This window comes from uncultured Aquimarina sp., from assembly GCF_947500065.1.
GTDB lineage: Bacteria > Bacteroidota > Bacteroidia > Flavobacteriales > Flavobacteriaceae > Aquimarina.
On the sequence record NZ_CANMQT010000001.1, the window covers coordinates 549,614 to 573,070 of the forward strand.

Below are 23,457 nucleotides of genomic sequence, written 5' to 3' on the forward strand. Positions count from 1 at the left end.
AGACAAGGGTAACAAAAAAACAACACTATTGATATAATAGTATAAACACTTAAAAAAATATCATGGAAACAAAAGACACTTCAGTATACGTTACTAAGAACAGAGGCTTTGTAAGAAACATAATAACCACTTTAAAATTACTTTTCTTTTTACTATTAACTGTTTCCTGCGACACAGATAATGATCCCACAAATAATGTATGTGAGGACTATTATGTAAACAACTTTATAACCACTGCTTTTTCTAACGCTAATAATTACGATGATCTACCAGAATTTATGGATTTAGAAACTCATGAATATGTAATAAAAATAAATTCCAATGGCGAAATTTGTACAGTAGGGTATCAAAACCCAAGCACCTATGCCGGAGCGTATACTATAGAGATCATAAACACAACAAGTCTTAATAGTTATTCAGGAACTCATACTTTCTCTCAAGGACAATTATTGGATTATCAATCCATTACTCCTGTTGCGGTATCCTCTGGTGATATAATTACGGTAAAAAGAACAATTATGCCAGGATATCCTAACCTAGACGCTACTCTAGGACGTGTATTAAGGCCATCGAATTTTTCTGCTGTTCCATTTCCTATTACTCAAGGTACTGTAGAATTCTTGTCTTCTAACTTCTATGGAGCAGGTGGACCCGTAAATAATATTGCGATGCCATATATTGGACTAGGCTTTAAGGCTGACTAAAACATTTACCTACTTACAATAATAAATTCTGGGAGAGAATGCCTTCCAGAATTTTAATTCGCTAAAGATAGGAATGTAGCTGGTTTAACTTTTTGTTTATCTTTATTAACACTAACAACAAATCATGAACAGATTTTCGGCTTTATCAATCATTATATTATTTCCTTTTTTCTGTATTGGGCAAATATTAATCAATGACACGATCCCAAGAACAGCACCTATATCATATGAAATACTAGATGACAAGATAATTTATGGGGCAGAAATGCCTCCTCTTAATCAAATTGCTGGGGCTCCTAAAGCTTTCTACACTTATTATTGGGAATTTGGAGATGGGAATTACAGTTTTAAAGAAAAACCAATACACGCTTATAAAAACAATGGCACATACGACACTAAGTTATGGGCTACGAACAATTATGACAACGGAAAACCTCCGGCTAGTAGACCAAAATCTGTAACCATAAACAATGCTAATGACGAAGCTTCTATCGAAAACAACTCCCCATTTATTGAAGATGAAAATTTATTATTAAAAAGAAATCGTGAACCCATTCCTGATCAAGAAATGGTATTCATTACCAGTTACAAGAATTCTAATAATTATGTTTCAAGCGGGAAATTATACTTATTCTACAATGATCGACAGTTTAAAAATGATAATTTCGTTATTGAAGATACCCGATTACACTATGGCGAAAGGATTGCTCCTCTCGATCTCATTTCTTCTATACTTCCCGAAAATGATGATCACACATTATTAGCTTCCAATAACACCGCTTTTTTGTACAACAAAACACTTTTCGTACAAGACACAACCAAACGAAAAAACTTTCCACTTACGTTGGAAGAATCAAAAGCCTTATATCGAAATTATCAGATCATAGAATTTGACAATATGCAACCTGGAGAGGAGCGAAATATATTCAGAACACTAAAAACCACTCCAGAAATGATTAAAGACACAAGTGCAATTGTAACATTACGAAGTGTCTATGTCCCTGATAGCAACTTTGATGATCACACTGTAAAAGACACTGAAATGGAAATCGTAACCTCTCACGATCCTAATAAAATGTCTTCTAATGGTTTTTTAATGAATTACAGATTTGCTAGATTAAAAAGATTAAAATTCAAAGTACGGTTTCAGAATAATGGAGAAGGTCCCGCTAACACTATTAAATTAGAGGTAGACACTCCAGAAATGTTTGACAAATCCACATTAAAAATTGACGGTATGTCGCCAGAATGCCCGATTTGTCCAAAAGAAAAAGAAGTAAATTATAGTTGTCTGGATACTATTCTTCAAAAAGATAAAATCATCTTTCAATTCAATAGAATTTATCTTCCCGGAAGTGAACAGAAAAATGTAGAGGAGATTGATTCTACTAAAGGTTTTGTGAAATATTCCATGAAATTTGGAAAAAAATTCCACAAGAAAAAAACCAGAAGTAAGACCGCTATATATTTTGATAAAAATGAACCTATAATTACGAATTATGCAAGTACTCGGTTTCTCCCAGGGATTTCTATTGGAGTAAAAGCGGGATATATGATGACTCCTGATTTAGACAATCAACAAGAATATTTCGTAGGAGCCACATTATCACCATACAAATCATACAGAGGATATTATCAAGCAGAACTACTATTTTCTGCATCATCATTTGATGAATTAAGAAATTTTGAAACTAGGTCTACACAAGCTAATGGAATAGAAAATCTTATAGAATTCTCTGAAGCAAACAAATACAATAGTATCTCAATGTATGCTGTACCAGCTTCTTATCGATATAACTTCACTAATTTTTTTGCTATGGGAGCCGGAGTTCAGTTAAAACTGGATCTTACAAGCACAAATGATCAAGAAACAACAGGTACAGGTTTTATTATTGAAGAACAAGGACAAATAATAACTCCTGATCGAGATTTAGATTCCTTTACCATTCAAAAATTAGATGACACTTTTACCAATTTCCAAACAGGAGTTTTCGTCGGAATGAATCTTGGAGTTGTCCGAATCGGGCCAAGCCTTGGTGTCAGATATGTCTATAATTTTGACGCCCCAAATTCTCAAATTCAGTTCTATGGGATTTGGAAATTTTAGATACCTTTTCTTACTTCTCGTTTTTCTGAATACAGGAAATGAAATACTTTGTGCTCAACAAAAAACAAAGGTCTCCGATTTTCTATACAACCAATTAGACTATTTTCTAAAGGCACCATCGCATTCAAAATTACAACGACTAAGCAAAACCATCACTTCAAAAAAAAACCAACTTATAACTAAAGAAGATAATTTAGCCTGGGTTATAGTTAATACTAATATAGGATATTATCATAGCCAATTTGCAAACTTACCTACAGCTATAATATATTACGAAAAAGCTTGGAAAACCTTTCAAGATAATAACCTCACGGATTATGACATTATTGAAAACTGTTTACAACCTCTAGGAAATCTATATCTCAAAATTGGTGACTTACAAAAAGCAGAAAATACGATCACTAGCTATCTATATCTGGCAGAACAATCTCTAAATACTCCTAAAATAATCTCGGCAATCACCAACCTATCTATTGCTTATAACAATCAAAGCAATTATCTAAAAGCAATAAAAATACTTCAAAAAGGAGAAGAAATAACGCCTAAAAATGTAAATATCCTAACGAATTTAGCTACCAACTACTTAGGTTCTGGAGTATTAGAAAAAGCTGAAAAATACGCCTTGAAAGTAATTTCAATAGATTCTACTCAGGTAAACGCTTATCAAATTTTAGCAGTAATTGCACTAGAAAACAAAAATCTAAAAACCGCTCAAAATTATAGTCTCAAAGCAAAAAATCAATTATTAAAAAAGCTAGATACCTCAGCCCGAGATCTTGCAAAATGGCAATTGGCATATATCGATATTCTACTTTCTAAATCCTCATATTCTGAAGCATTAAATAATGTAAAAGAAATTTATGTCGCTCTATTACCAGAATATTCTACAGAAACTGATATCCCTAAAAAAGAAACCCTCATCGCCGACAAAGTATTACTAAAGACACTAGATGTTCAGGCATATATCTATCAGCAACTGGGCAATCCTTTTTTAGCTATTAAAGCCTACCAAACTGCTTTTATGGTAAACTCAAAATTAAACATAGCGTACCCATTACAGAATACAAAAATCATTCAGCATAGTCAAAACAGAAATCGCACTGAGACCTATATTGATCTTTTATTTACTTTATACGAAACAACTAAAGATACTAAATATGCTGCTCAAGCCTTTGAAGCAGCAGAAAATTCCAAAGCTCCTTTTGTCAATGAAGCACTGCTATCTAAGCAACTATTATCCCAATATAAAAATGATTCATTAGTTAAAAAAAATGCGCTACTTATTAACCAACTGACATCATACGAAACCTATATCCTGAAAGAAAGACAAAAAGAAGACAATGCTGATATCATACAAATTCAAAAATGGACCACACTACACAATAATAAATCGATAGAACTAAAAGAGCTAACCAAAGTACTTCAAGAAAAATACCCTAACCTGCTTTCTACTCAAAAAACAATTTCGATTGACGAACTTCAAAAAAAGATAGCACAAGATAATCTTACTTTAATAGAATACTTTTTTGGACAAAAAACCATCTATCAATTTAAAATTGAGGCTAACTCTATAGAGTTAAGAAAAATAAGCGATACGGAACATTTCAGAAATGCTGTTCAAAACTATATAAGTTATTTTGATAATGCTTCTATGATTATTAATAACATCAAAAAGTTCTCGGGAGACAGTTTTGATTTATACAATACTTTAAACATACCTAGTAGCAAAAACATTGTAGTCATTCCTGATGGACTTCTCAATTTCATCCCTTTTGAAACATTATTGACTAAAAAAAGTAACGCTTTAAGTTTTCAGAAGATGCCATTCTTACTACATTCTAGCCTAATAAATTATGAGATTTCTGCAAGCAAGTATTTGAGATCAAGTGCTCGTCATAATGAGATAAGTATCCTAGGTGTATTCCCAGTGTTTGAGAACACTAACTTAGAACTTCCGTTCTCACAGGAAGAACAACAGTATATACAACAAAAATTTGATGGAGTATTCTTAGAAAAAGAAGAAGCTACCTATACACATTTTCTTGAAGAAGCAGAAAAACATACGATCCTACACCTTTCTACACATGCAGAAGCAGGAAGTTTTTCCAGACCCGCTTCTATACAATTTAGAGATCAACATATTCTGGTAAATCAATTATACGGATTACAACTAGAAGCGGACTTAATTGTACTGAGTGCTTGCGAAACAGGAATAGGTGTTTTGACCAAAGGAGAAGGAGCGCTCAGTATTGGTAGAGGTTTTCAATACGCAGGAGTCCAAAATGTATTGTTTTCACTATGGAAAGTAAATGACAAAACCACCTCCATGTTAATGCAGAATTTTTATCAAAATCTACACCATTCTTACTCGTACGTACACGGATTACATAATGCTAAATTAGAGTATCTTGCATCAAAGGATGTCTCTAACATTCAAAAATCGCCATACTACTGGGCTTCATTTGTATATTACGGAAACTACGACCCGATAAAAGAATCAAAATCTAATTGGGCACTCATAATCGGAGCTTTCTTATTAATTGTATTATTTTTGTTCGTGATTCGACAAAAAACAAAATGACAACACTTCGCCAGTTCCTTATCAATAAAGAATATCATCGTATTAAACTCATTTATACCAAAACCAATCATTTTGAGGTAAAAGCTATTCTTAATGGCATAGAAGGAAATTTTATTGTCGATACAGGGGCTTCTAACTCCTGTGTTGGTTTTGATGCGGTAGAAAAATTCGATCTATTTGCACAAGATAGCGATGTAAAAGCTGCAGGTGCTGGAGCTACTGATATGCTAACGCAGCTTTCCAAAAAAAACTCACTACAACTTGGTAAATGGTCAAAAAAAAACATCTCACTTATTTTATTTGATCTTACCCATGTCAATACAGCACTTATAGCTCATCATTCCGAACCTGTGGATGGGATTATTGGTGCAGATGTCTTAAAAAGAGGGAAAGCAGTTATTGATTATGAGCGAAAGTGTTTGTACCTTAAATAATCTGACTTCGAGGTAAGAAAATTTATGCCACTCAGAGTGATTTTCAGTAGAAAATTATATCAACCTTACGTTAAATAAATAATTCTTGAATTAATATTTTCTTATTACCATTAGTATTCCTTCCAAAAGTTCCAACCTTAACAATACAGTATTCTGACATAGAATAGATCGGGGAATTTACACTGAAAATCAATGCTTTACATTACGTTTTTACAATAAAAAAACGATTAACAAACCATAAATGTTAAAAAAATTATGTAATTTTAAGGAAACATTAAGATTTTAATACCAGCTCTTAGAAACCAAATCAGCCTATTGTAGAACTTTACATACCCTTTTTATGAATCGAAGAAATTTTCTAGTGTCAGGAACACTAACTGCTGGCGCATTATCATTAACGCCTACTTCAGTTTTTGCTAACAACAATACTATTTCCGTTTCCTCCTTAGGAAAAGGATTTAGCAAAATATCTGATCAAATTAAACATCTATCGATATCCTTTTTACCAGATAATGTAATTAAAGCTCATCAAGTTTTATTACAAAAATTAGATGAAAAAGGGTACAGCTATGACAATTCTGAAGTTGTTAAATTAAGTGATCACTGCTATGCCATTCCATTAAGTAAAAATCCATTAATTGGATTCAATTCTAAAGAACTTGCTCTGCTAATAAAGCATAACGGAAACTACAAACATCATATTTTAAACGAACCCACGGCTATGGCGTTTAATTCTTTGATTGAGAACTTTAGTAAAAGTTCTGAGGCTCACGAATTAAATTTGGATACTCTTAATTTTATTTCGCCAAATGAAGTGATCAAAGAATCTTCTGGAAAAGAAAGTACGTTTTCATACAAAAATGAAAGTGGAAACATAATAACGCTAAAAGGTTCCTCTAAAAGACAGGTAGCAGTAATCAGCTAACTCTTTCATTAAAATTCAGGTAGTTATACGTATTGATTTATTTCAGCACTCTGTTTAGTTTTGGTAAATAGGGATATTGGAAAAATTATTCTATATAGTTTAATCAAAGAAACTAGACGACATTCTAGTTTATTATAAACCCATGAATTCATGAAAATAATACTTATCGGAAGCTTTCCTGTTTGTCTTTCTGTCTATAATTATCTGTCGAAAGATAACTGCCTAGACGCTGTATGTTTTCAGGAATTAGAGATTCCTAATCCCAAAAAGAATTTCTGGTATACTTCTATCCAAAAAGAAGGCTTTGACACCTTTCTTATAAACAAACAGAATATCAGTACAGACTTCAAAACATGGTTAGAAGACAAAGCTCCAGATTTAGTTTTAGTCTGTGGTTTCTCTATTAAGATTCCAAAAGAGTTATTGGCAGTACCTAAATATGGTTTTCTAAATATCCATTTTGGAAAACTACCTGAAAACAGAGGCCCAGATCCATTATTCTGGTCTATAAAAGAAGGAAAAAAGCAAACTGCTATTACTATTCATCAAATGGAAGAAGAATGGGATACAGGGAAAATTCTAATAGAACACCCTATTTCTATTATTCCGGGAGAAACTCATGGCATGGCTAATTCTAAGATGAGTTATATGCTAGGCGAGTTAACTCATAAAGCATTAGAATTAATAGTAGATTCTAAAAACCTAAAGCAACAATCGGATAAAAACATCAAGTACCTTCATAAACCTACCGAAAAAGATACCACCATATACTGGGAAACTCAAACCGCTGATGTAATAGAACAATTGGTTAATGCATGCAACCCAAAATATGGTGGAGCAACAACCTACTACCAAGGGTCTCCTATTAGGATTATAGAAGTAGCACCTGTAGACAGTCCACCTTTATTAGGGAAAACTGCTGGTGAGATCATACATGCACATCCACAAGAAGGATTATATGTGAACTGTAAATATGGAAAAATATTAAAAATAAACACCATTAGTTCCGATGCGGGTATATTATCAGGAACAAAATATGTGCATCTAGGCGTAAGACAAGGGCATTGTTTTACCACAGGTTTGCAAAGAAAACAACAAACGGTCGTATAAAAGACTGTGAATACTAAATAACTAATTATTAATCTTAAATCAATTCAATATGGAAGGAACAATAGGAGAAGTTCGCATGTTTGGAGGCAATTTTGCACCAAGAGCTTGGGCATTTTGTGAAGGACAATTATTAGCGATTTCGCAGAACACCGCATTATTCTCAATTTTAGGAACTACTTATGGCGGAGATGGGAGAACCTCTTTTGCATTACCAGACCTTAGAGGACGTGTGCCAATTGGACCAGGTCATGGACCTGGATTATCCACTAGAAAATTAGGACAGCGTGGTGGTACCGAAACTAATACATTAACGATACTGAACATGCCTTCTCACAATCACGTTGCAGGATTTGGTCCTAATTCTGCTGCCAATGTATCTATACCTGTATTGGCTGATGCTGCAGATGTTGCCGATCCATCAAACGCTACGCTAGCGACTTCGGAGGATGGAAATGGTGCAGAAGTAAAAACCTATAGTAATGGATCTGCTGATGCAACTTTACAACCATTTACTGCTCCTTTAGCAGGAAGTGTGGATGTTGGTCAAACGGGGGGAAGTCAACCTTTTCAAAACATGCAACCTTGGTTATCCACTTATTACATAATTTGTTTACAAGGAGTTTTCCCTTCTAGAAGCTAGAAAATAAAATATTTTAACATAAAACAACATACCATTATGGAAGGAACTATAGCAGAAATAAGAATATTTGCAGGCAACTTTGCACCAAGGAATTGGGCATTTTGCGAAGGGCAGTTATTACCAATCAATTCTAATCAAGCTTTATTCTCATTAGTAGGCACTATTTATGGAGGTGATGGAAGAACAACCTTTGCATTACCAGATCTAAGAGGTCGCGTACCAATTGGACCAGGAACCGGTCCAGGCTTAAGCACTCGAAAACAAGGTGCACGTAGCGGAACAGAATATAACATCTTAAATATCAATCAACTACCTGCTCATACTCATGCAGCAGGATTTAATGCAAACGCAGCAGCAGCTGTATCCATACCTGTATTAGCCGATGCAGCTGATGTAGCTGATCCATCAAACGCTACTTTAGCAACCTCAGAAGACGGTAATGGTGCAGAAGTAAAGACATACAGTAATCAACCTGCTGATGCCTCACTAAAGCCGTTTGCAGCTCCATTAGGAGGTACTATTAATGTCGGATTAACAGGTGGCAATCAATCAGTAAATAATATGCAACCCTGGCTATCAACATATTACATAATATGTCTTCAAGGAGTTTTTCCTTCAAGGAGCTAAGTTACTATAATTACATTTTTATTGATATCAGTAAAGATTTTGATACCTTTATAAAATCTTTACTGATATTTTAATTATACAAAAAAATATCTAATTAATTATTAAGTTTAATTAAAAAGCATTTTATGAAACATTTTGACTTAAAGCTTTTATTTTTAGTAATACTCTTTTCTTTGGGGATTCACCAAACTAACGCTACTGACCTAGGTATCGGTGATTTAGCAATTACCTCTTGTAACACTGATAGTAATGATGAGTTTAGCTTTATATTATTAACTGATATATCTGGCACAACTACTGTTTATTTTACTGAAAATGGATGGAATGAAACCAATGGAAACTGGGGTAATATAGATGAAGGAACTATTACCTGGACCTATACTGGCACAGCCTCTGCTGGAACTGAAATCCAAATTACTACACCAAAGACAGCTCCGTCTGCAACGATAGGTACCGCGACAGAGAATGGCACTTATAGTCCTTCTAGCACTGGTGATGTAATTATTGCTTACACTGGTACAGGCATTCCAAACAATGGAACTGAAGTTACTAATTTTATATGGGCCGTAAATACTGGAAGTGCTGGTTGGGTTGCAAATGCTACCACGGGTACTACATCAGGTATTCCTGCAGGATTAACTGATGGCGCAACTGCAGAGGATTTCACCACTGCACATGGTGCTGATGACAATTTCCAATTTGACTGTAACAATGGCGCTCCATTTGCTACGATAGCTTTATTAAGAACAGCTCTAGCTACAGGAAGTAATTTTATTAATGGTACTAATAGTGAAAACTATCAAGCACCTGGGTGTACATATTTAACCCCTCCAGACACAACTGATCCACAGGTACAATCCATCACAAGACAAACTCCTACTACATCACCAACTAATGCAGATGTGTTAGTGTTTGCCGTGGAGTTTACAGAAACCGTAGTGAATGTCAATACCGCAGATTTTTCTATTGGTAGCACAACAACAGCTACAATTACTAATGTTGTAGATTTAGGGAGTAACGTATGGGGAGTAACCATTTCTGGAGGAGACTTAGCTAGCTTTAACGGAACCGTTACTTTAGGATTTGTAAATAATCAAGATATAGAAGACACTGCTGGAAATACGTTAACTAATACAACACCAATAGATCCTTTTCCTGAAAACTTCTTAGTTGATAATATAGGACCAGGCATAACTAGCATTGTTCGTCAAACACCAATGACAAGTCCTACCAATGCAGATGCTTTGGCTTGGGATGTAACCTTTGATGTAGATGTTAGCAATGTAGACATTTCGGATTTTACAGTTTCTGGGACTACAGCAGCAATTACGACTGTTACTAATCCAAGCGGAAACACCTATAGAGTGACAACTTCTGGAGGTGATCTTGCAACCTTAAATGGAACTGTTACTTTAGGATTTGCTGGCGGACAAAATATTAGTGATGATGCTGGAAATGTACTTACGAATACAACTCCAACAGGAACAAACGATAATACATTTGTAATAGATAATACTGGTCCAACCGGATTTACTGTTAGCATTGATCAGGCCATTATAAATGTAACAAACGAAACAGGAATTGATTTTACTTTTGGTGCTGCTGAAGTTGGAGCTACTTATAATTATTTGTTTGAAAGTGATGGTGGTGGAACTGATGTAACTGGATCAGGAATCATTGCTACTGCTACAGATCAAATTACTGGAATTAACCTAAGTGGATTAAATGATGGACTAATTACATTAATAGTTACTCTTACTGACGCTCTCGGTAATATTGAAAGTGTATCTGCTGTTGACGTTAGAACAAAGGAAACTTCACGACCAACCGTAGCTATTACCTCTACAGAAAGTCCTGGACCAACTGGATCCAATCCTATTCCAGTAACCATTACTTTTTCTGAAGATGTTACAGATTTTATGATGAATGAAATAATCGTAAGCAATGGAGCTCCAGGTAATTTTTCTGGATCAGGAACCACCTATACAGTAGATATTACTCCTATGGCTGCTGGAGCGGTTACTGTAGATATTAGTGCTAATGTAGCAGTTGATGCTTCAGGAAACGGAAACACTGCTGCTTCTCAGTTTAGTATCACTTATGATAATTTATTAAATATCGATGATGAAATATTGGCAAATAGCCTTACTATCTATCCAATGCCATCTTACAATACAATTAACATATCCGGAGAAACTAGTTTAGCCTTAAAACGTGCTGATATTTTCGACATACAAGGTAGATTAGTTCTTTCTCAGAAACTGGATGCAAACAGTAATACAAATACGATTGATATTTCTGCAACAGGATCAGGAATGTACTTGATGACTATTCATTCTGAAACAGGTGGTAGCACTACAAAAAGAATTATCAAACAATAAAATTATTTTTTAATATCATATTTAAAAAGCCGAGGCAAAAACCTCGGCTTTTTTATGTCTAAAATTTAAGATTAAAATGCTCTTTTTAAATAGCTCTATATTCGGAAATAAAGAACATAAAGGGTGTAATAAAGACCTATTAAAATAATCAAGTATTTCTACCTATTTCGTTAACCTCTCATTCCTAGTATCTTTACATTATGATAACAGTTATAATGACCCCAAATAAAAAAAGAAATACAATGATGAAAATAATTCCCGTAGCCGTACTAGTAATTATACTAATTGCCTTAGGTATGAATATTTACTTACTATCCAGGTTTGTATAACCTAAATTTTATTTTACATTCCGGATCGTATAGCTTCTACCGGATCTAGTCTAGCTGCCATCCAAGCTGGAAAAATACCCGCTATTAATCCTATTAATGTAGACCAAAACATTCCCCAAAACATATTAGAAGTAGATAATATAAATTCAAAATCTCCTGTCATAGATGAGGCTCCTTTAGAAATTAACCACACTAAAATTAAACCAATTAACCCTCCAAATATGGCTAAAATCACAGCTTCAAATAAAAACTGAAGTAAGATAAACTTCCTTTTAGCTCCTAATGCTTTTTGAATTCCTATAAGGTTTGTTCTTTCTTTTACACTTACAAACATGATATTAGCAATACCAAAACCTCCTACCAAAAGAGAAAACATACCGATGAATCCTCCTATTCGAGACATAGTACCCGTAATATTATCAATAAAATCAGTAAATCCTTGTAATTGATTTACAAAAAAATTGTCAATTTCATCAGGTTTCAAACCTCTATATGATCGCACTTTTTGGGTTAAGGTAGCCACAAATTCGGGCACATCACTTCCTGTTTCTGGCTTAATAATAATCATAGGAAATGTAAACTTATTATTATCTCCATAGATTCTTCTAACAAGGTTAACTGGCAGTATTGCAGCAGTATCCTTAGAACCTCCAAAAAGACCACTACCCTCTTTCTTTAAAACACCAATTACAGTAAATTTTCTGCCATAAACACGAATTTTTTTACCAATAGGATCACCTGCTCCGAATAAGCTATTCGCTATTTCGTCTCCAATAACAATCACTGGAGCTCCACCTACGGATTCCTGTTCATTATAAAACCTTCCTTGAACTACTTGTAATTCTTCAATATCATAATAATCATTAGTAACTGGTACCATATCCACATTACTAATACTTTTATCATTATATTTTATCGTTTCCTGGCCCACATTCAATAAAAAACTGGCAGCTTTCAGATCTGGCATAGTCTTTTTTACGTATTGGTATTCTTCAAAAGTTACATCTGGGAATTGTTCTCTTTTCCAATCTGGAACATCCGTAGGACCAAAAGAAATTCTGGTAAAATATATGGTACTATTATCCAAAGAACTTATACTCCCTTTTATTTCTTTCTCTAAAGAATCGACAGCTGCAAGAACCCCAATAATTGAGAAAATACCAATTGTAACCCCTAACAAAGAAAGGAAGGTTCTTAATTTATTGTTTCTAAGAGCATTAATCGCAAAATTAAAACTCTCTTTAAGTACTCTAAGATAGATAAGCATGTGCTATTTTTTGAACAATATAAAGATAGGACGTTTTCCTTGCAATTTTGTTACAAAATATCTAAAACAATTACTGATAATGGGTTGTCTAATTGGTAACTAAATTGCTATTTTTGCGTTTTACTAACTAAAAATTGTCATGAGCAACACAAAAACCGCTAAATCTGCATTAATTTCTGTATTCAGTAAAGATGGTTTAGCACCTATCGTAAAAAAATTAGACGCACTTGGTATTACCATTTATTCTACTGGTGGTACTGAAAAATTCATAAAAGATCAAGGAGTTGATGTCATTCCAGTAGAGGATGTTACTTCATATCCTTCTATTCTTGGTGGAAGAGTAAAAACGTTGCACCCAAAAGTGTTTGGTGGAATCCTAAATCGTCAAAACAACGATAGTGATGTTGCAGAACTTGAACAATATGAAATCCCGCAAATTGACATTGTAATTGTTGATTTATATCCTTTTGAAAAAACGGTTGCTTCTGGAGCTCCTGAACAAGATATTATTGAAAAAATTGATATCGGAGGAATTTCTTTAATTAGAGCCGCTGCTAAAAATTTCGTCGATGTAACCTGTGTTGCTTCTGTGGATGACTATGCAGAGTTTTTAAAAATTATCTCAGAAGGTAATGGTAGTATTTCTCAAGAAGATCGTAAACGATTTGCTGCAAAAGCTTTTAATGTTTCTTCACATTATGACAGTGCTATTTTTAACTATTTTAATAGTAATCATGAAATTGCTTCTCTTAAAATTAGTGAAACTGAAGGAAAAACATTGCGTTATGGAGAAAATCCACACCAAAAAGGATTTTTCTTTGGAGATTTTGACGCGATGTTTGATAAGCTACACGGTAAGGAGTTATCATATAACAACCTTCTGGATGTAGATGCAGCAGTAAACTTAATGAATGAATTTAAAGGAGAAGCTCCTACATTTGCCATCCTTAAACATAACAATGCTTGTGGTTTAGCACAACGCGCTACTATACATCAAGCATACGTTGATGCTTTAGCTGGTGACCCCACTTCTGCGTTTGGTGGTGTACTAGTTAGTAATACTGCAATTGATGTTGCTACTGCCGAAGAAATTCATAAACTATTCTGTGAAGTAGTTATCGCTCCTTCATACAGTGATGAAGCTTTAGAAATTCTAAAAGGAAAGAAAAACAGAATCATTTTGATTCAAAAAGAAATTAAGTTACCACAAACTCAGGTTCGTTCTTGTCTTAATGGAGTTTTGGTTCAAGACAAGGATTTAAAAACCGATGCAAAGGAAGATTTAAATACAGTTACTAAAGTAGCACCTACTGATGCGCAGGTTGAAGATTTATTATTTGCTTCCAAAATTTGCAAACACACGAAATCTAATACTATTGTATTTACTAAAGAAAAACAATTATTAGCTAGTGGAACCGGACAAACATCCAGAGTTGATGCATTAAGACAATCAATAGAAAAAGCAACCTCTTTTAATTTTGATCTTAATGGTGCGGTAATGGCAAGTGATGCATTCTTCCCATTCCCTGATTGTGTGGAACTTGCGGACAATGCAGGTATCAAAGCTGTCATACAACCAGGTGGTTCTATAAAAGATCAATTAAGCATTGATTACTGTGATGCAAACGGAATTGCAATGGTAATGACAGGAACACGTCATTTTAAACATTAATTTTAGTACATTTACTCAATTCTAACCCTTTTTATCGTTTTATATGGGATTTTTCGACTTCTTTACTGAAGAAATTGCTATAGATTTAGGTACTGCAAATACCTTAGTTATTCATAATGACAAGGTGGTGGTAGACAGTCCATCAATTGTTGCCAGAGACATCGTTACTGGAAAAATAATCGCAGCTGGTAAAGAAGCTGCGATGATGCAAGGAAAAACACACGAAAACATAAAAACCATTCGACCTCTTAAGGATGGAGTGATTGCAGATTTTGATGCTAGTGAAAAAATGATAAGTATGTTTATCAAAGATATCCCAGCATTAAAGAAAAAAATATTCACTCCTGCACTACGCATGGTGATCTGTATACCATCAGGAATTACAGAAGTAGAAATGCGAGCTGTAAAAGAAAGTGCAGAACGTGTAAATGGGAAAGAGGTATATCTTATTCACGAACCTATGGCAGCAGCTATTGGTATTGGTGTAGATATTATGCAACCTAAAGGAAATATGATCGTAGATATCGGTGGAGGAACTACTGAAATTGCGGTAATAGCTTTGGGAGGTATTGTTTGTGATAAATCTGTGAAAATTGCAGGTGATGTTTTCACGAATGATATCATTTATTATATGCGTACACAACATAATTTATATGTAGGTGAACGTACAGCAGAAAAAATAAAAATACAGATCGGTGCAGCGACAGAAGATCTAGAATTACCTCCAGAAGAAATGAACGTTCAAGGTCGTGATCTTCTAACAGGAAAACCAAAACAAGTTCAGATATCATTTCGTGAAATTGCAAAAGCTTTGGACAAATCCATTCTTAGAATTGAAGATGCTGTGATGGAAACATTATCGCAGACTCCTCCAGAGCTTGCTGCAGACATATACAATACAGGGATTTACCTTGCAGGTGGAGGATCCATGTTAAGAGGGCTTGACAAACGATTGTCTCAAAAAACAGATTTACCGGTTTATATTGCTGAAGATCCGTTAAGAGCAGTAGTAAGAGGAACAGGAATTACTCTGAAAAACATTAATCGATACAAAAGCGTATTGATTAAATAATAGTTTTCAGAAAATTATTGCACGCATATACCTAAAAGCTATTTTTTACGTTATGCTGATTTAATTGTTTTTAATTATGTTAAAGATGCATTGTTAAAATCATAAAATTATTATTTAGAATTTAGTACCCCCATAAAGCATGCAGCAGATTATTAATTTTTTAATACGGAATAAAAACTTCCTATTATTTCTGCTACTATTATTTATATCCTTACTTCTAACCATACAATCTCATAGTTATCACAAGAGTAAATTTATTAGCTCTACTAATTTTCTAACAGGAGGTGTTTACGGATGGAGATATTCCATCAACAACTATTTCGGACTTAAAAAAGAAAATGAACGCCTGCTGAAAGAAAACGAACAACTTCGCAATCAAATAAGTCGGTTTACAGTGGATACTAGCGCTGCATACATAGATACTACTTCATTTCAAAAACCCTTTACCTTTATTAAAACAAACGTATTCAAGAATGATTACAGTAAAATGGATAATTACATTCTTCTTAATAAAGGGGAAAAAGATGGAATTGAACCAGATATGGGAGTTATTACTGATAAGGGAATTGTTGGCATTGTAGAGAATACATCTAAAGGCTATAGCCGAGTTATATCTATACTAAATAGTAATTCTAGAATTAATGCTGGTTTAAAAAAATCGAATCAATATGGATCTTTAGTCTGGAACGGTAAAGATCCTAATATCGTACAACTAGAAACAGTTCCGAGACAGGCAATTCTAAAAAAAGGAGATACTATTATTACCAATGGTCGTTCTACAATATTTCCACGTGGTATAGGAATAGGAACGATATTGAACTATAAATTAGATGAAAATCAGAGCTATTTCTTAATTGATGTATTATTATTCAATGACATGACCAATATTGGTTTTACATACGCTATAAAAAGCAATGATGCTACTGAGATTAAATCCTTAGAAAACCTAAAAACAGATGAATAATAATGTTCTTTTATATATAGGAAGATTTATGATTCTGATTTTGGTTCAGGTATTCATCCTTAATAACATTAACTTTCTAGGATACCTTAACCCATATATTTATATTATTTTCATTCTGTTAGCTCCTATTAATATAAATAAAAGTTTGTTTCTTTTTCTTAGCTTTATTCTTGGGTTAACTGTGGATATGTTTGGTGATTCTGGAGGTGTACATGCTACCGCTTGTATCGTTATAACCTACCTCCGACCAGTAGTACTAAGGTCAGTTTTCGGATTGAGTTATGAATTCCAAACGGTTAAACTAAGTAAAGTTGGTTTTGGAGAGCGATTGGCCTATGTTACTCTTATAGTATTTATACATCATATTATACTTTTTTCATTAGAAAGATTTAACTTTTCTCACACACTATTAATTGCCAAAAAAACGTTATTTTCTAGTCTATTCTCAATCATAGTCATTATGCTTGTTTTGGTATTATTTAGAAGGAAGGATTCATGAGAAAATTATTACTGTATCTTATAATTATTACTACTGGTATTGTATTTATTGCCAGGCTATTTTATTTGCAAATTTACAACACATCTTTTGCAGCTTTGTCAGAAGATAATGCTATCAAAGTATTATATGATTACCCGCAACGTGGGGCTATTTATGACAGGAATGGTAAACTTTTGGTAACTAATCAACCTTCTTATGATGTTATGGTAATTCCAAGAGAATTAAAACCTTTTGACACCTTAGAATTTTGTTCTATACTTAAAATCTCCAAGGAAAAACTAGTAAATCAGTTGCATAAAGCCAGGGTATACTCTCCTCGTGTTCCATCCGTAGTTATCCCTCAGTTAACGAAGGATGAATATGCTTATTTACAAGAAAAAATGCGCAAGTTTGATGGGTTTTATATCCAAAAACGTTCGCTAAGAGATTATCATACAGAAAGTGCATCAAATGTATTAGGATATATTGCAGAAGTAAATGATGGATTAATTAAAAAAGATCCGTACTACCTATCTGGAGACCTTATCGGAATGCAAGGTGTTGAAAAACAATATGAAAACGAACTTAGAGGATTAAAAGGTATTAAACGTATTCAAAAAGATAGATTTAACCGAGATATTGGTCCATATAAAAACCGCAAATATGACACACTCCCTGTTAATGGAAAAGATCTAACCATTACTATTGATGAAGAACTACAGTCATATGGGCAAAAACTAATGGAGAATAAACGTGGTGGTATTGTAGCATTAGATCCTTCTACCGGAGAAATCCTTACTTTAATCACTGCTCCAAGTTACAAACCAGAATTATTAGTAGGGCGAAAAAGATCTCCCAATTACACAAGACTACACTATGATTCTATTTCCAAACCATTATTTGATCGAGGTGTAAAAGGTGAATATCCACCAGGATCCCCGTTTAAAGCAATTACCGCATTGATTGGGTTACAGGAAGGAATTGTAGACACTAAAGAAAGTTTCTCTTGTAATCATGGATTCCGGTATGGAAAAAAAGCCAAACTTGGGTGCCACTCCCATAGAAGCCCTCTAAGCATGATACCAGGAATTGCACAATCCTGTAATGCATATTTTGCGAATGTGTATCTAAGAAGTATTAACAAATATGACACTCCTCAGGAAGGTATTGATAACTGGAAAAAACATGTAGAAAGCTTTGGCTTAGGAAATTACTTAGGTAATGATTTATCCAGTGGTAGCAAAGGATTAATCCCTAATTCTAAATTCTATAACAAACAATACAAGTACCCTACATATAAATGGTATGCTACAGCAACAATATCTAATGCTATTGGACAGGGAGCAGTTTTAGCAACACCGATCCAATTAGCCAATATGACCGCTGCCATTGCTAATCGAGGATATTTTTACACTCCTCATATTATCAAAGCTATTGATGGACAACCTATAAACATAGAAAACTTCACTAAGCCGAAATATACCACAATCAATAAAGAACATTTTGAACCGATAATTGAAGGATTGCATCAAGTATACACCCAAGGAACTGCAAAATCTTTACAAATCGAAGGAATAGATATTTGTGGAAAAACTGGTACTGCAGAAAATTACACAAAGGTAAATGGAGAACGCATGCAATTAACTGATCATTCTGTTTTCATTGCATTTGCTCCTAAAGATGATCCAAAAATTGCTATTGCTGTTTTTATTGAAAATGGATACTGGGGATCTAGATATGCAGGTAAGATAGCTAGTTTAATGATAGAACAACATATAAAAGGATCCATATCAAGAACCGATCTTGAAGATTGGGTACTAACCCATAGCCTTGAAGAAGAATATGCAAAACCTTATAGCGGTGAACCTTTTAAAATTAACCAATAATGGCTAGATCAACTATTGTAGCCATAGATTGGTTGACTGTACTTCTATTTTTATTATTAATAGGTTTTGGATGGGGCAATATATATTCTGCCTCTTATGGTGATGAAGTTTTCTCTTTGACTGATTTTTCTCGACCTTACGTAAAACAATTATACTGGATTGCTCTAAGTGTTATAATCATAATTATTACACAAGCTATCGAAACTAAATTTTATGAGCGATTTGCCGGTTTAATTTTCGTTATATCCATTGCGTCACTTCTAGGGCTGTTTTTATTCGGAAAGAATGTTAACGGTGCTACTTCATGGTATGCTTTCGGACCTGTAGGATTGCAACCATCAGAATTTGCAAAAGCTGCTACTGCATTAGCTCTGGCTAAATTCTTAAGCGATATGCAAACGAATATTAATCTGATCAATCACCAATTAAGAGCCTTCCTAATTATAGCATTACCTGCATTGATTATTATACCTCAACCGGATCCTGGAAGCGCATTAGTATATGCAGCTTTTTTCTTTCCACTCTATAGAGAAGGCCTAGCAGCCACCTATTTGATTATCGGTGCTTCTGCCGGGACATTATTCATACTAACCTTATTATTTACCCCTTTATGGGTAGTACTAGGTATTGGAATAATTATGCTAATGATTTTGATTAAAAACAGGAAGCACAAACCAAGATACTCAAGATATTTACTAACACTTATCGTAATTACAGGGTTTTGTTTTTCTGTAAACTATATTTTCAATAATGTTTTCGAACAAAGACATAGAGATCGTTTTAATATTGTTTTAGGGAAAGAGGTTGACTCAAAAGGTATTGGTTATAACACAAATCAAAGTCAAATTGCTATAGGTAGTGGTGGATGGACTGGAAAAGGATGGAAAGAAGGCACACAAACCAAAGGAGGCTTTGTACCCGAACAACATACCGATTATATTTTTAGTACAGTAGGAGAAGAATGGGGGTTTTTAGGTGCAACAACAGTTGTAATACTCTTTATCGGACTACTTATACGATTATTGTATTTAGCAGAGCGGCAGAAATCACAATTTAGTAGAGTTTATGGATATAGTGTAGTAGGTATATTATTTGTTCATTTTGTAGTAAACGTTGGGATGGTAACAGGTTTACTTCCTACGGTTGGGATTCCGCTTCCGTTTTTTAGTTATGGAGGCTCTGGTTTATGGGGGTTCACATTACTACTCTTTATTTTTATTAAGCTCGATTCTAATAGAGTGAATGAATGGTAAACAAAGTAAACGACCTAGAACAAACTCACTAGTAAAATTTCTTAAAAACCTTTTTTTTTTAAAATAACTTACAACGAATAAAACCACATATGAGGAATTAAAATTTCCAACCACTTTTACTAGAAGAAGCTTCAAGTTTATTTTCTATTTCATCCTGTAGGTTCGGAAAAAAATCAATTCCCGTCAGTTTTTCAATACTATCTGCGGCAACTATAAAGTCGTCAAGTGGTTTACCAGTACTTTCATTAGGAATCACAAAAGCAATCATTTTTGGATACTTAGAACTGTTATCCAAAATAATTTTATAAAAGTAGTTCGGTACAGAAACTGCTTCATAGCCAATTGTCTTAAGGTTCCCTTTCAGAATTCCTCCAGTAACCACATAAACTCCATTATATTTACTCGCCCAGTATCTGGTTTTCTGTTCTAAACGATTCCAAATACCAGCATTAAAATCATGATTCTGTGGAGATATATTTGATGTTAGAAATGTTTCTTCATAAGCATCATAGGTAAACCTTCTATCACCTGCAGGACATAAATGGCCTTTATCATATCCTGATTTTTTATAATTCCTCCAATCCGCGGAAGATGATCTTACTTTGTCATCTACTTCAAAAAAGGGTCTCTTGAATTCATTTTTAGATAAATGTTCGGTTTTCAGTTCATAGGCTACCCACTCTGGTTGTTCGTGTTTTTCTGAATAAGATAAAGAATAGTTATTATGAGATATAATAATTCCGGTTGTGGATGTAGGAAGATAGAAAAAGCTAAGTTCCTTATTCTTATCGACACTCTCAGTAGTATCTTTCTTATCTAGTGTATCTATATGTTTTTCGATGTAATAAAAACCAATAGTAACAATGAGAACTAACAATGGGTATATATACTTTCTATTCAAATCTATATCTTTTTTGTAATTATCCTAAAATGGCTACAAAAGTATCAAAATCAAATAACACTCTAATGCTAGTTGGTTTATTAGATTTCAATCAACAATAAAAACATCACTAATTCCTTCTTCAGGTATGAAAACAGTATTTACAAACAAACTTTAACATAAATTAGAAGTTCAATTTTACGAGTGTTTTCAAAATACTCAAAAACCTGAATTTCAGGTGCTTGAACTAAAAAATTAACATAAACAAACTTTAAAATTACGGTTATTCCATTTTTATTTTATGTAGAATCCTCGTCGAGTATGCGTTTTAAAATATCTATTTTAGATGGCTTTAAATTTTGAAAGATAATTTTTTAAAATCTCTCGTACAGAGAAAAATCATCATATAAGTTGATATGGGGCGATCAACTTTTTAAGTATCTTTATCAGAAGTTAAGCACGCGAAAACAAAATCATCTTAAAGGATACATGAAAAATAACATTGAAAAAATTGTTGAAACTGTTTTGATTCAAAATAGGATTAGCAACTACGACAAAAAAGATTTAGAATTACAACTACAGATACATCCCAATTATCCAAGTTTTCAATCAATTACCGATACACTGGATTATTTTAACATAGATAATATTGCTGTAGAAGTTCCTGCAGAAGCTTTAGACCAACTTCCTAAAAGCTTTGTTTCATTAGTACAAAAAGATAATGCCGAAGAGATTGTTTCTGTTATTAACAAAAACGGAAGTATTCAGCTAAAACATACGGATCTAGAGAACACTAAGTTTACGTATGAAGAATTTAAAAAAATATGGATTCCAAAGGTTATAGCTGTAGAGCATAATACAGGAACTAGTGCTCTTTTCTCAAAAGAATCTCTTATTCAGAATATTCTATTTGGGGCATTACTAGTAAGTGGTATTACAGCACTCATATTTAGACCCTTTGATTTATATCAAATATTATTTCTAATCTTATCGATTTCTGGAGTTGTTTTCAGTCTTTTTGCGGTTAGAGAAAGTTTAGGCATTCAGTCGAATACAATGCACCAATTTTGTACTTCAGTTGGAAATTCTAATTGTGGAGATGTTATTAATAACAACACAGGCAAATTACTTAAGAATTTCTCATTAGCAGATGCCAGTATTACCTTTTTTGGTATTCTAACGATATTTCAATTATTTTATGGTTTTAATAGCACCTTATTATTACCTACACTTATCGGAATTCCCTTTATTGCATATTCAATATATTCTCAGGCATTTGTTATAAAGAAATGGTGCGCAATCTGTATTGCTATTAGTGCCATATCTATTGGTCTTATCGTAGTAGCTTTACTTAGCCTTCCTTTTATCTTTACGCTCGTATCAATTGCTACTTTCGTTATGGTATCGGCGCTCACTCTATTAGCATATATGTATGTTAAAGAAAATATGGTAGAAAATAAAGATTACAAAAGTGAAAATATCAAATTGAACCATTTTAAAAGAGATAGACAGATATTCGATCATTTACTAAGTATATCTGAAAAAATAGAGGACAACGCTTCAATTACTAATGAGGTTGTCTTAGGCAACCCTAATTCTAAATTTAAAATTATTAGTTTAACCAACCCAATGTGCGGTTATTGCAAAGGAGCTTTTGAGGCTTATGTGCGAGTACTACGGACAATGAGTGAACAACTCCAGATCATTATACGACTAAAGGTATCATTAGACGATCTTGATAATCAAGCTACCCAAATTAGTTTGCGTTTAATGGAAATATACCATACCAATGGATCTGATAGTTTTATTACTGCTTATAGTGAATGGTTTACAGATAGAACCTTTAGTGTTTGGATAAAAAAATACGGCGCTCCAAAAAACAGTGAGAATCATATTAAAACGCTTAAAAATCAATCTGAATGGGCAGAAAAAAATAATTTATTTTACACTCCAGCCTCACTTATGAACACATCTATATATCCTAAAAAATATAGTTATGATGAATTCTTTCACTTTACCAGTATGATGATAGAAAACCAACAAGAACCCAATTATGATGTAGAACAAAAACCCGTAGGTGTTTAACCAAAAAAACACTTAAACCTAATTGTAAAAAAGGATTCTTTTTAGAATCAGAAATGAAACTT

18 protein-coding genes are annotated in these 23,457 nt (G+C 33.5%); 16 read left to right on the forward strand and 2 right to left on the reverse strand.

What is annotated here, in order from left to right; all coding sequences use genetic code 11:
* Positions 1 to 62: 62 nt before the first annotated feature.
* From Q0975_RS02625 to Q0975_RS02665, 9 genes are all read left to right on the forward strand, one after another.
* Positions 63 to 704 (forward strand): hypothetical protein, encoded by a 642-nt coding sequence (locus Q0975_RS02625; protein WP_299432664.1) that lies wholly within the window; start codon positions 63 to 65, stop codon positions 702 to 704.
* A 124-nt stretch (positions 705 to 828) separates the two neighbouring features.
* Positions 829 to 2,811, forward strand: a complete 1,983-nt coding sequence (locus Q0975_RS02630; protein WP_299432667.1) for a PKD domain-containing protein — start codon at positions 829 to 831, stop codon at positions 2,809 to 2,811.
* Complete coding sequence (locus Q0975_RS02635) at positions 2,792 to 5,392, forward strand: CHAT domain-containing protein (protein WP_299432670.1); 2,601 nt, start codon at positions 2,792 to 2,794, stop codon at positions 5,390 to 5,392. The genes Q0975_RS02630 and Q0975_RS02635 overlap by 20 nt, the downstream gene beginning before the upstream one ends.
* Positions 5,389 to 5,826 carry a retropepsin-like aspartic protease gene (locus Q0975_RS02640; RefSeq protein WP_299432673.1) on the forward strand — a complete coding sequence of 146 codons (438 nt, stop codon included), beginning with the start codon at positions 5,389 to 5,391 and terminating at the stop codon, positions 5,824 to 5,826. Before Q0975_RS02635 ends, Q0975_RS02640 begins: the two co-directional genes overlap by 4 nt.
* A 340-nt stretch (positions 5,827 to 6,166) precedes the next feature.
* Positions 6,167 to 6,751 (forward strand): hypothetical protein, encoded by a 585-nt coding sequence (locus Q0975_RS02645; protein WP_299432675.1) that lies wholly within the window; start codon positions 6,167 to 6,169, stop codon positions 6,749 to 6,751.
* A 150-nt stretch (positions 6,752 to 6,901) separates the two neighbouring features.
* Complete coding sequence (locus Q0975_RS02650; RefSeq protein ID WP_299432677.1) at positions 6,902 to 7,861, forward strand: formyltransferase family protein; 960 nt, start codon at positions 6,902 to 6,904, stop codon at positions 7,859 to 7,861.
* Between the two features lie 49 nt (positions 7,862 to 7,910).
* Positions 7,911 to 8,501, forward strand: coding sequence for a tail fiber protein (locus Q0975_RS02655; protein WP_299432680.1), 591 nt, complete (start codon positions 7,911 to 7,913; stop codon positions 8,499 to 8,501).
* Positions 8,502 to 8,537: 36 nt separating this feature from the next.
* Positions 8,538 to 9,128 (forward strand): tail fiber protein, encoded by a 591-nt coding sequence (locus Q0975_RS02660; RefSeq protein WP_299432683.1) that lies wholly within the window; start codon positions 8,538 to 8,540, stop codon positions 9,126 to 9,128.
* 125 nt (positions 9,129 to 9,253) lie between these two features.
* Positions 9,254 to 11,509: an Ig-like domain-containing protein gene (locus Q0975_RS02665; protein WP_299432686.1), complete on the forward strand. Its 2,256-nt coding sequence runs from the start codon at positions 9,254 to 9,256 to the stop codon at positions 11,507 to 11,509.
* 342 nt (positions 11,510 to 11,851) lie between these two features.
* On the opposite strand, the gene Q0975_RS02670 is transcribed toward Q0975_RS02665, so the two are convergent.
* On the reverse strand, positions 11,852 to 13,105 hold the full coding sequence (locus Q0975_RS02670) for an ABC transporter permease (protein ID WP_299432689.1): 1,254 nt from the start codon (positions 13,103 to 13,105) through the stop codon (positions 11,852 to 11,854).
* Between the two features lie 139 nt (positions 13,106 to 13,244).
* Between Q0975_RS02670 and purH the strand changes: the two genes are divergently transcribed.
* From purH to rodA, 6 genes are all read left to right on the forward strand, one after another.
* Positions 13,245 to 14,777, forward strand: coding sequence for a bifunctional phosphoribosylaminoimidazolecarboxamide formyltransferase/IMP cyclohydrolase (gene purH, locus Q0975_RS02675; protein WP_299432692.1), 1,533 nt, complete (start codon positions 13,245 to 13,247; stop codon positions 14,775 to 14,777).
* 43 nt (positions 14,778 to 14,820) lie between these two features.
* Complete coding sequence (locus Q0975_RS02680) at positions 14,821 to 15,849, forward strand: rod shape-determining protein (protein WP_118459234.1); 1,029 nt, start codon at positions 14,821 to 14,823, stop codon at positions 15,847 to 15,849.
* Positions 15,850 to 15,988: 139 nt separating this feature from the next.
* The gene (gene mreC, locus Q0975_RS02685) at positions 15,989 to 16,813 is read left to right on the forward strand and encodes a rod shape-determining protein MreC (protein ID WP_299432695.1); all 825 of its coding nucleotides are present in this window, start codon (positions 15,989 to 15,991) and stop codon (positions 16,811 to 16,813) included.
* Complete coding sequence (locus Q0975_RS02690) at positions 16,806 to 17,312, forward strand: rod shape-determining protein MreD (protein ID WP_299432697.1); 507 nt, start codon at positions 16,806 to 16,808, stop codon at positions 17,310 to 17,312. Before mreC ends, Q0975_RS02690 begins: the two co-directional genes overlap by 8 nt.
* Positions 17,309 to 19,177, forward strand: coding sequence for a penicillin-binding protein 2 (gene mrdA, locus Q0975_RS02695; RefSeq protein WP_299432700.1), 1,869 nt, complete (start codon positions 17,309 to 17,311; stop codon positions 19,175 to 19,177). The genes Q0975_RS02690 and mrdA overlap by 4 nt, the downstream gene beginning before the upstream one ends.
* Positions 19,177 to 20,430, forward strand: coding sequence for a rod shape-determining protein RodA (gene rodA, locus Q0975_RS02700; RefSeq protein ID WP_299432702.1), 1,254 nt, complete (start codon positions 19,177 to 19,179; stop codon positions 20,428 to 20,430). The genes mrdA and rodA overlap by 1 nt, the downstream gene beginning before the upstream one ends.
* A gap of 97 nt (positions 20,431 to 20,527) precedes the next feature.
* Here the strand turns inward: rodA and Q0975_RS02705 are convergent, their stop codons facing one another.
* Positions 20,528 to 21,331 (reverse strand): DNA/RNA non-specific endonuclease, encoded by an 804-nt coding sequence (locus Q0975_RS02705; protein ID WP_299432705.1) that lies wholly within the window; start codon positions 21,329 to 21,331, stop codon positions 20,528 to 20,530.
* A 468-nt stretch (positions 21,332 to 21,799) separates the two neighbouring features.
* Here Q0975_RS02705 and Q0975_RS02710 point away from each other — a divergent pair, with 468 nt between their 5' ends.
* On the forward strand, positions 21,800 to 23,395 hold the full coding sequence (locus tag Q0975_RS02710) for a vitamin K epoxide reductase family protein (RefSeq protein ID WP_299432708.1): 1,596 nt from the start codon (positions 21,800 to 21,802) through the stop codon (positions 23,393 to 23,395).
* Positions 23,396 to 23,457 lie beyond the last annotated feature (62 nt).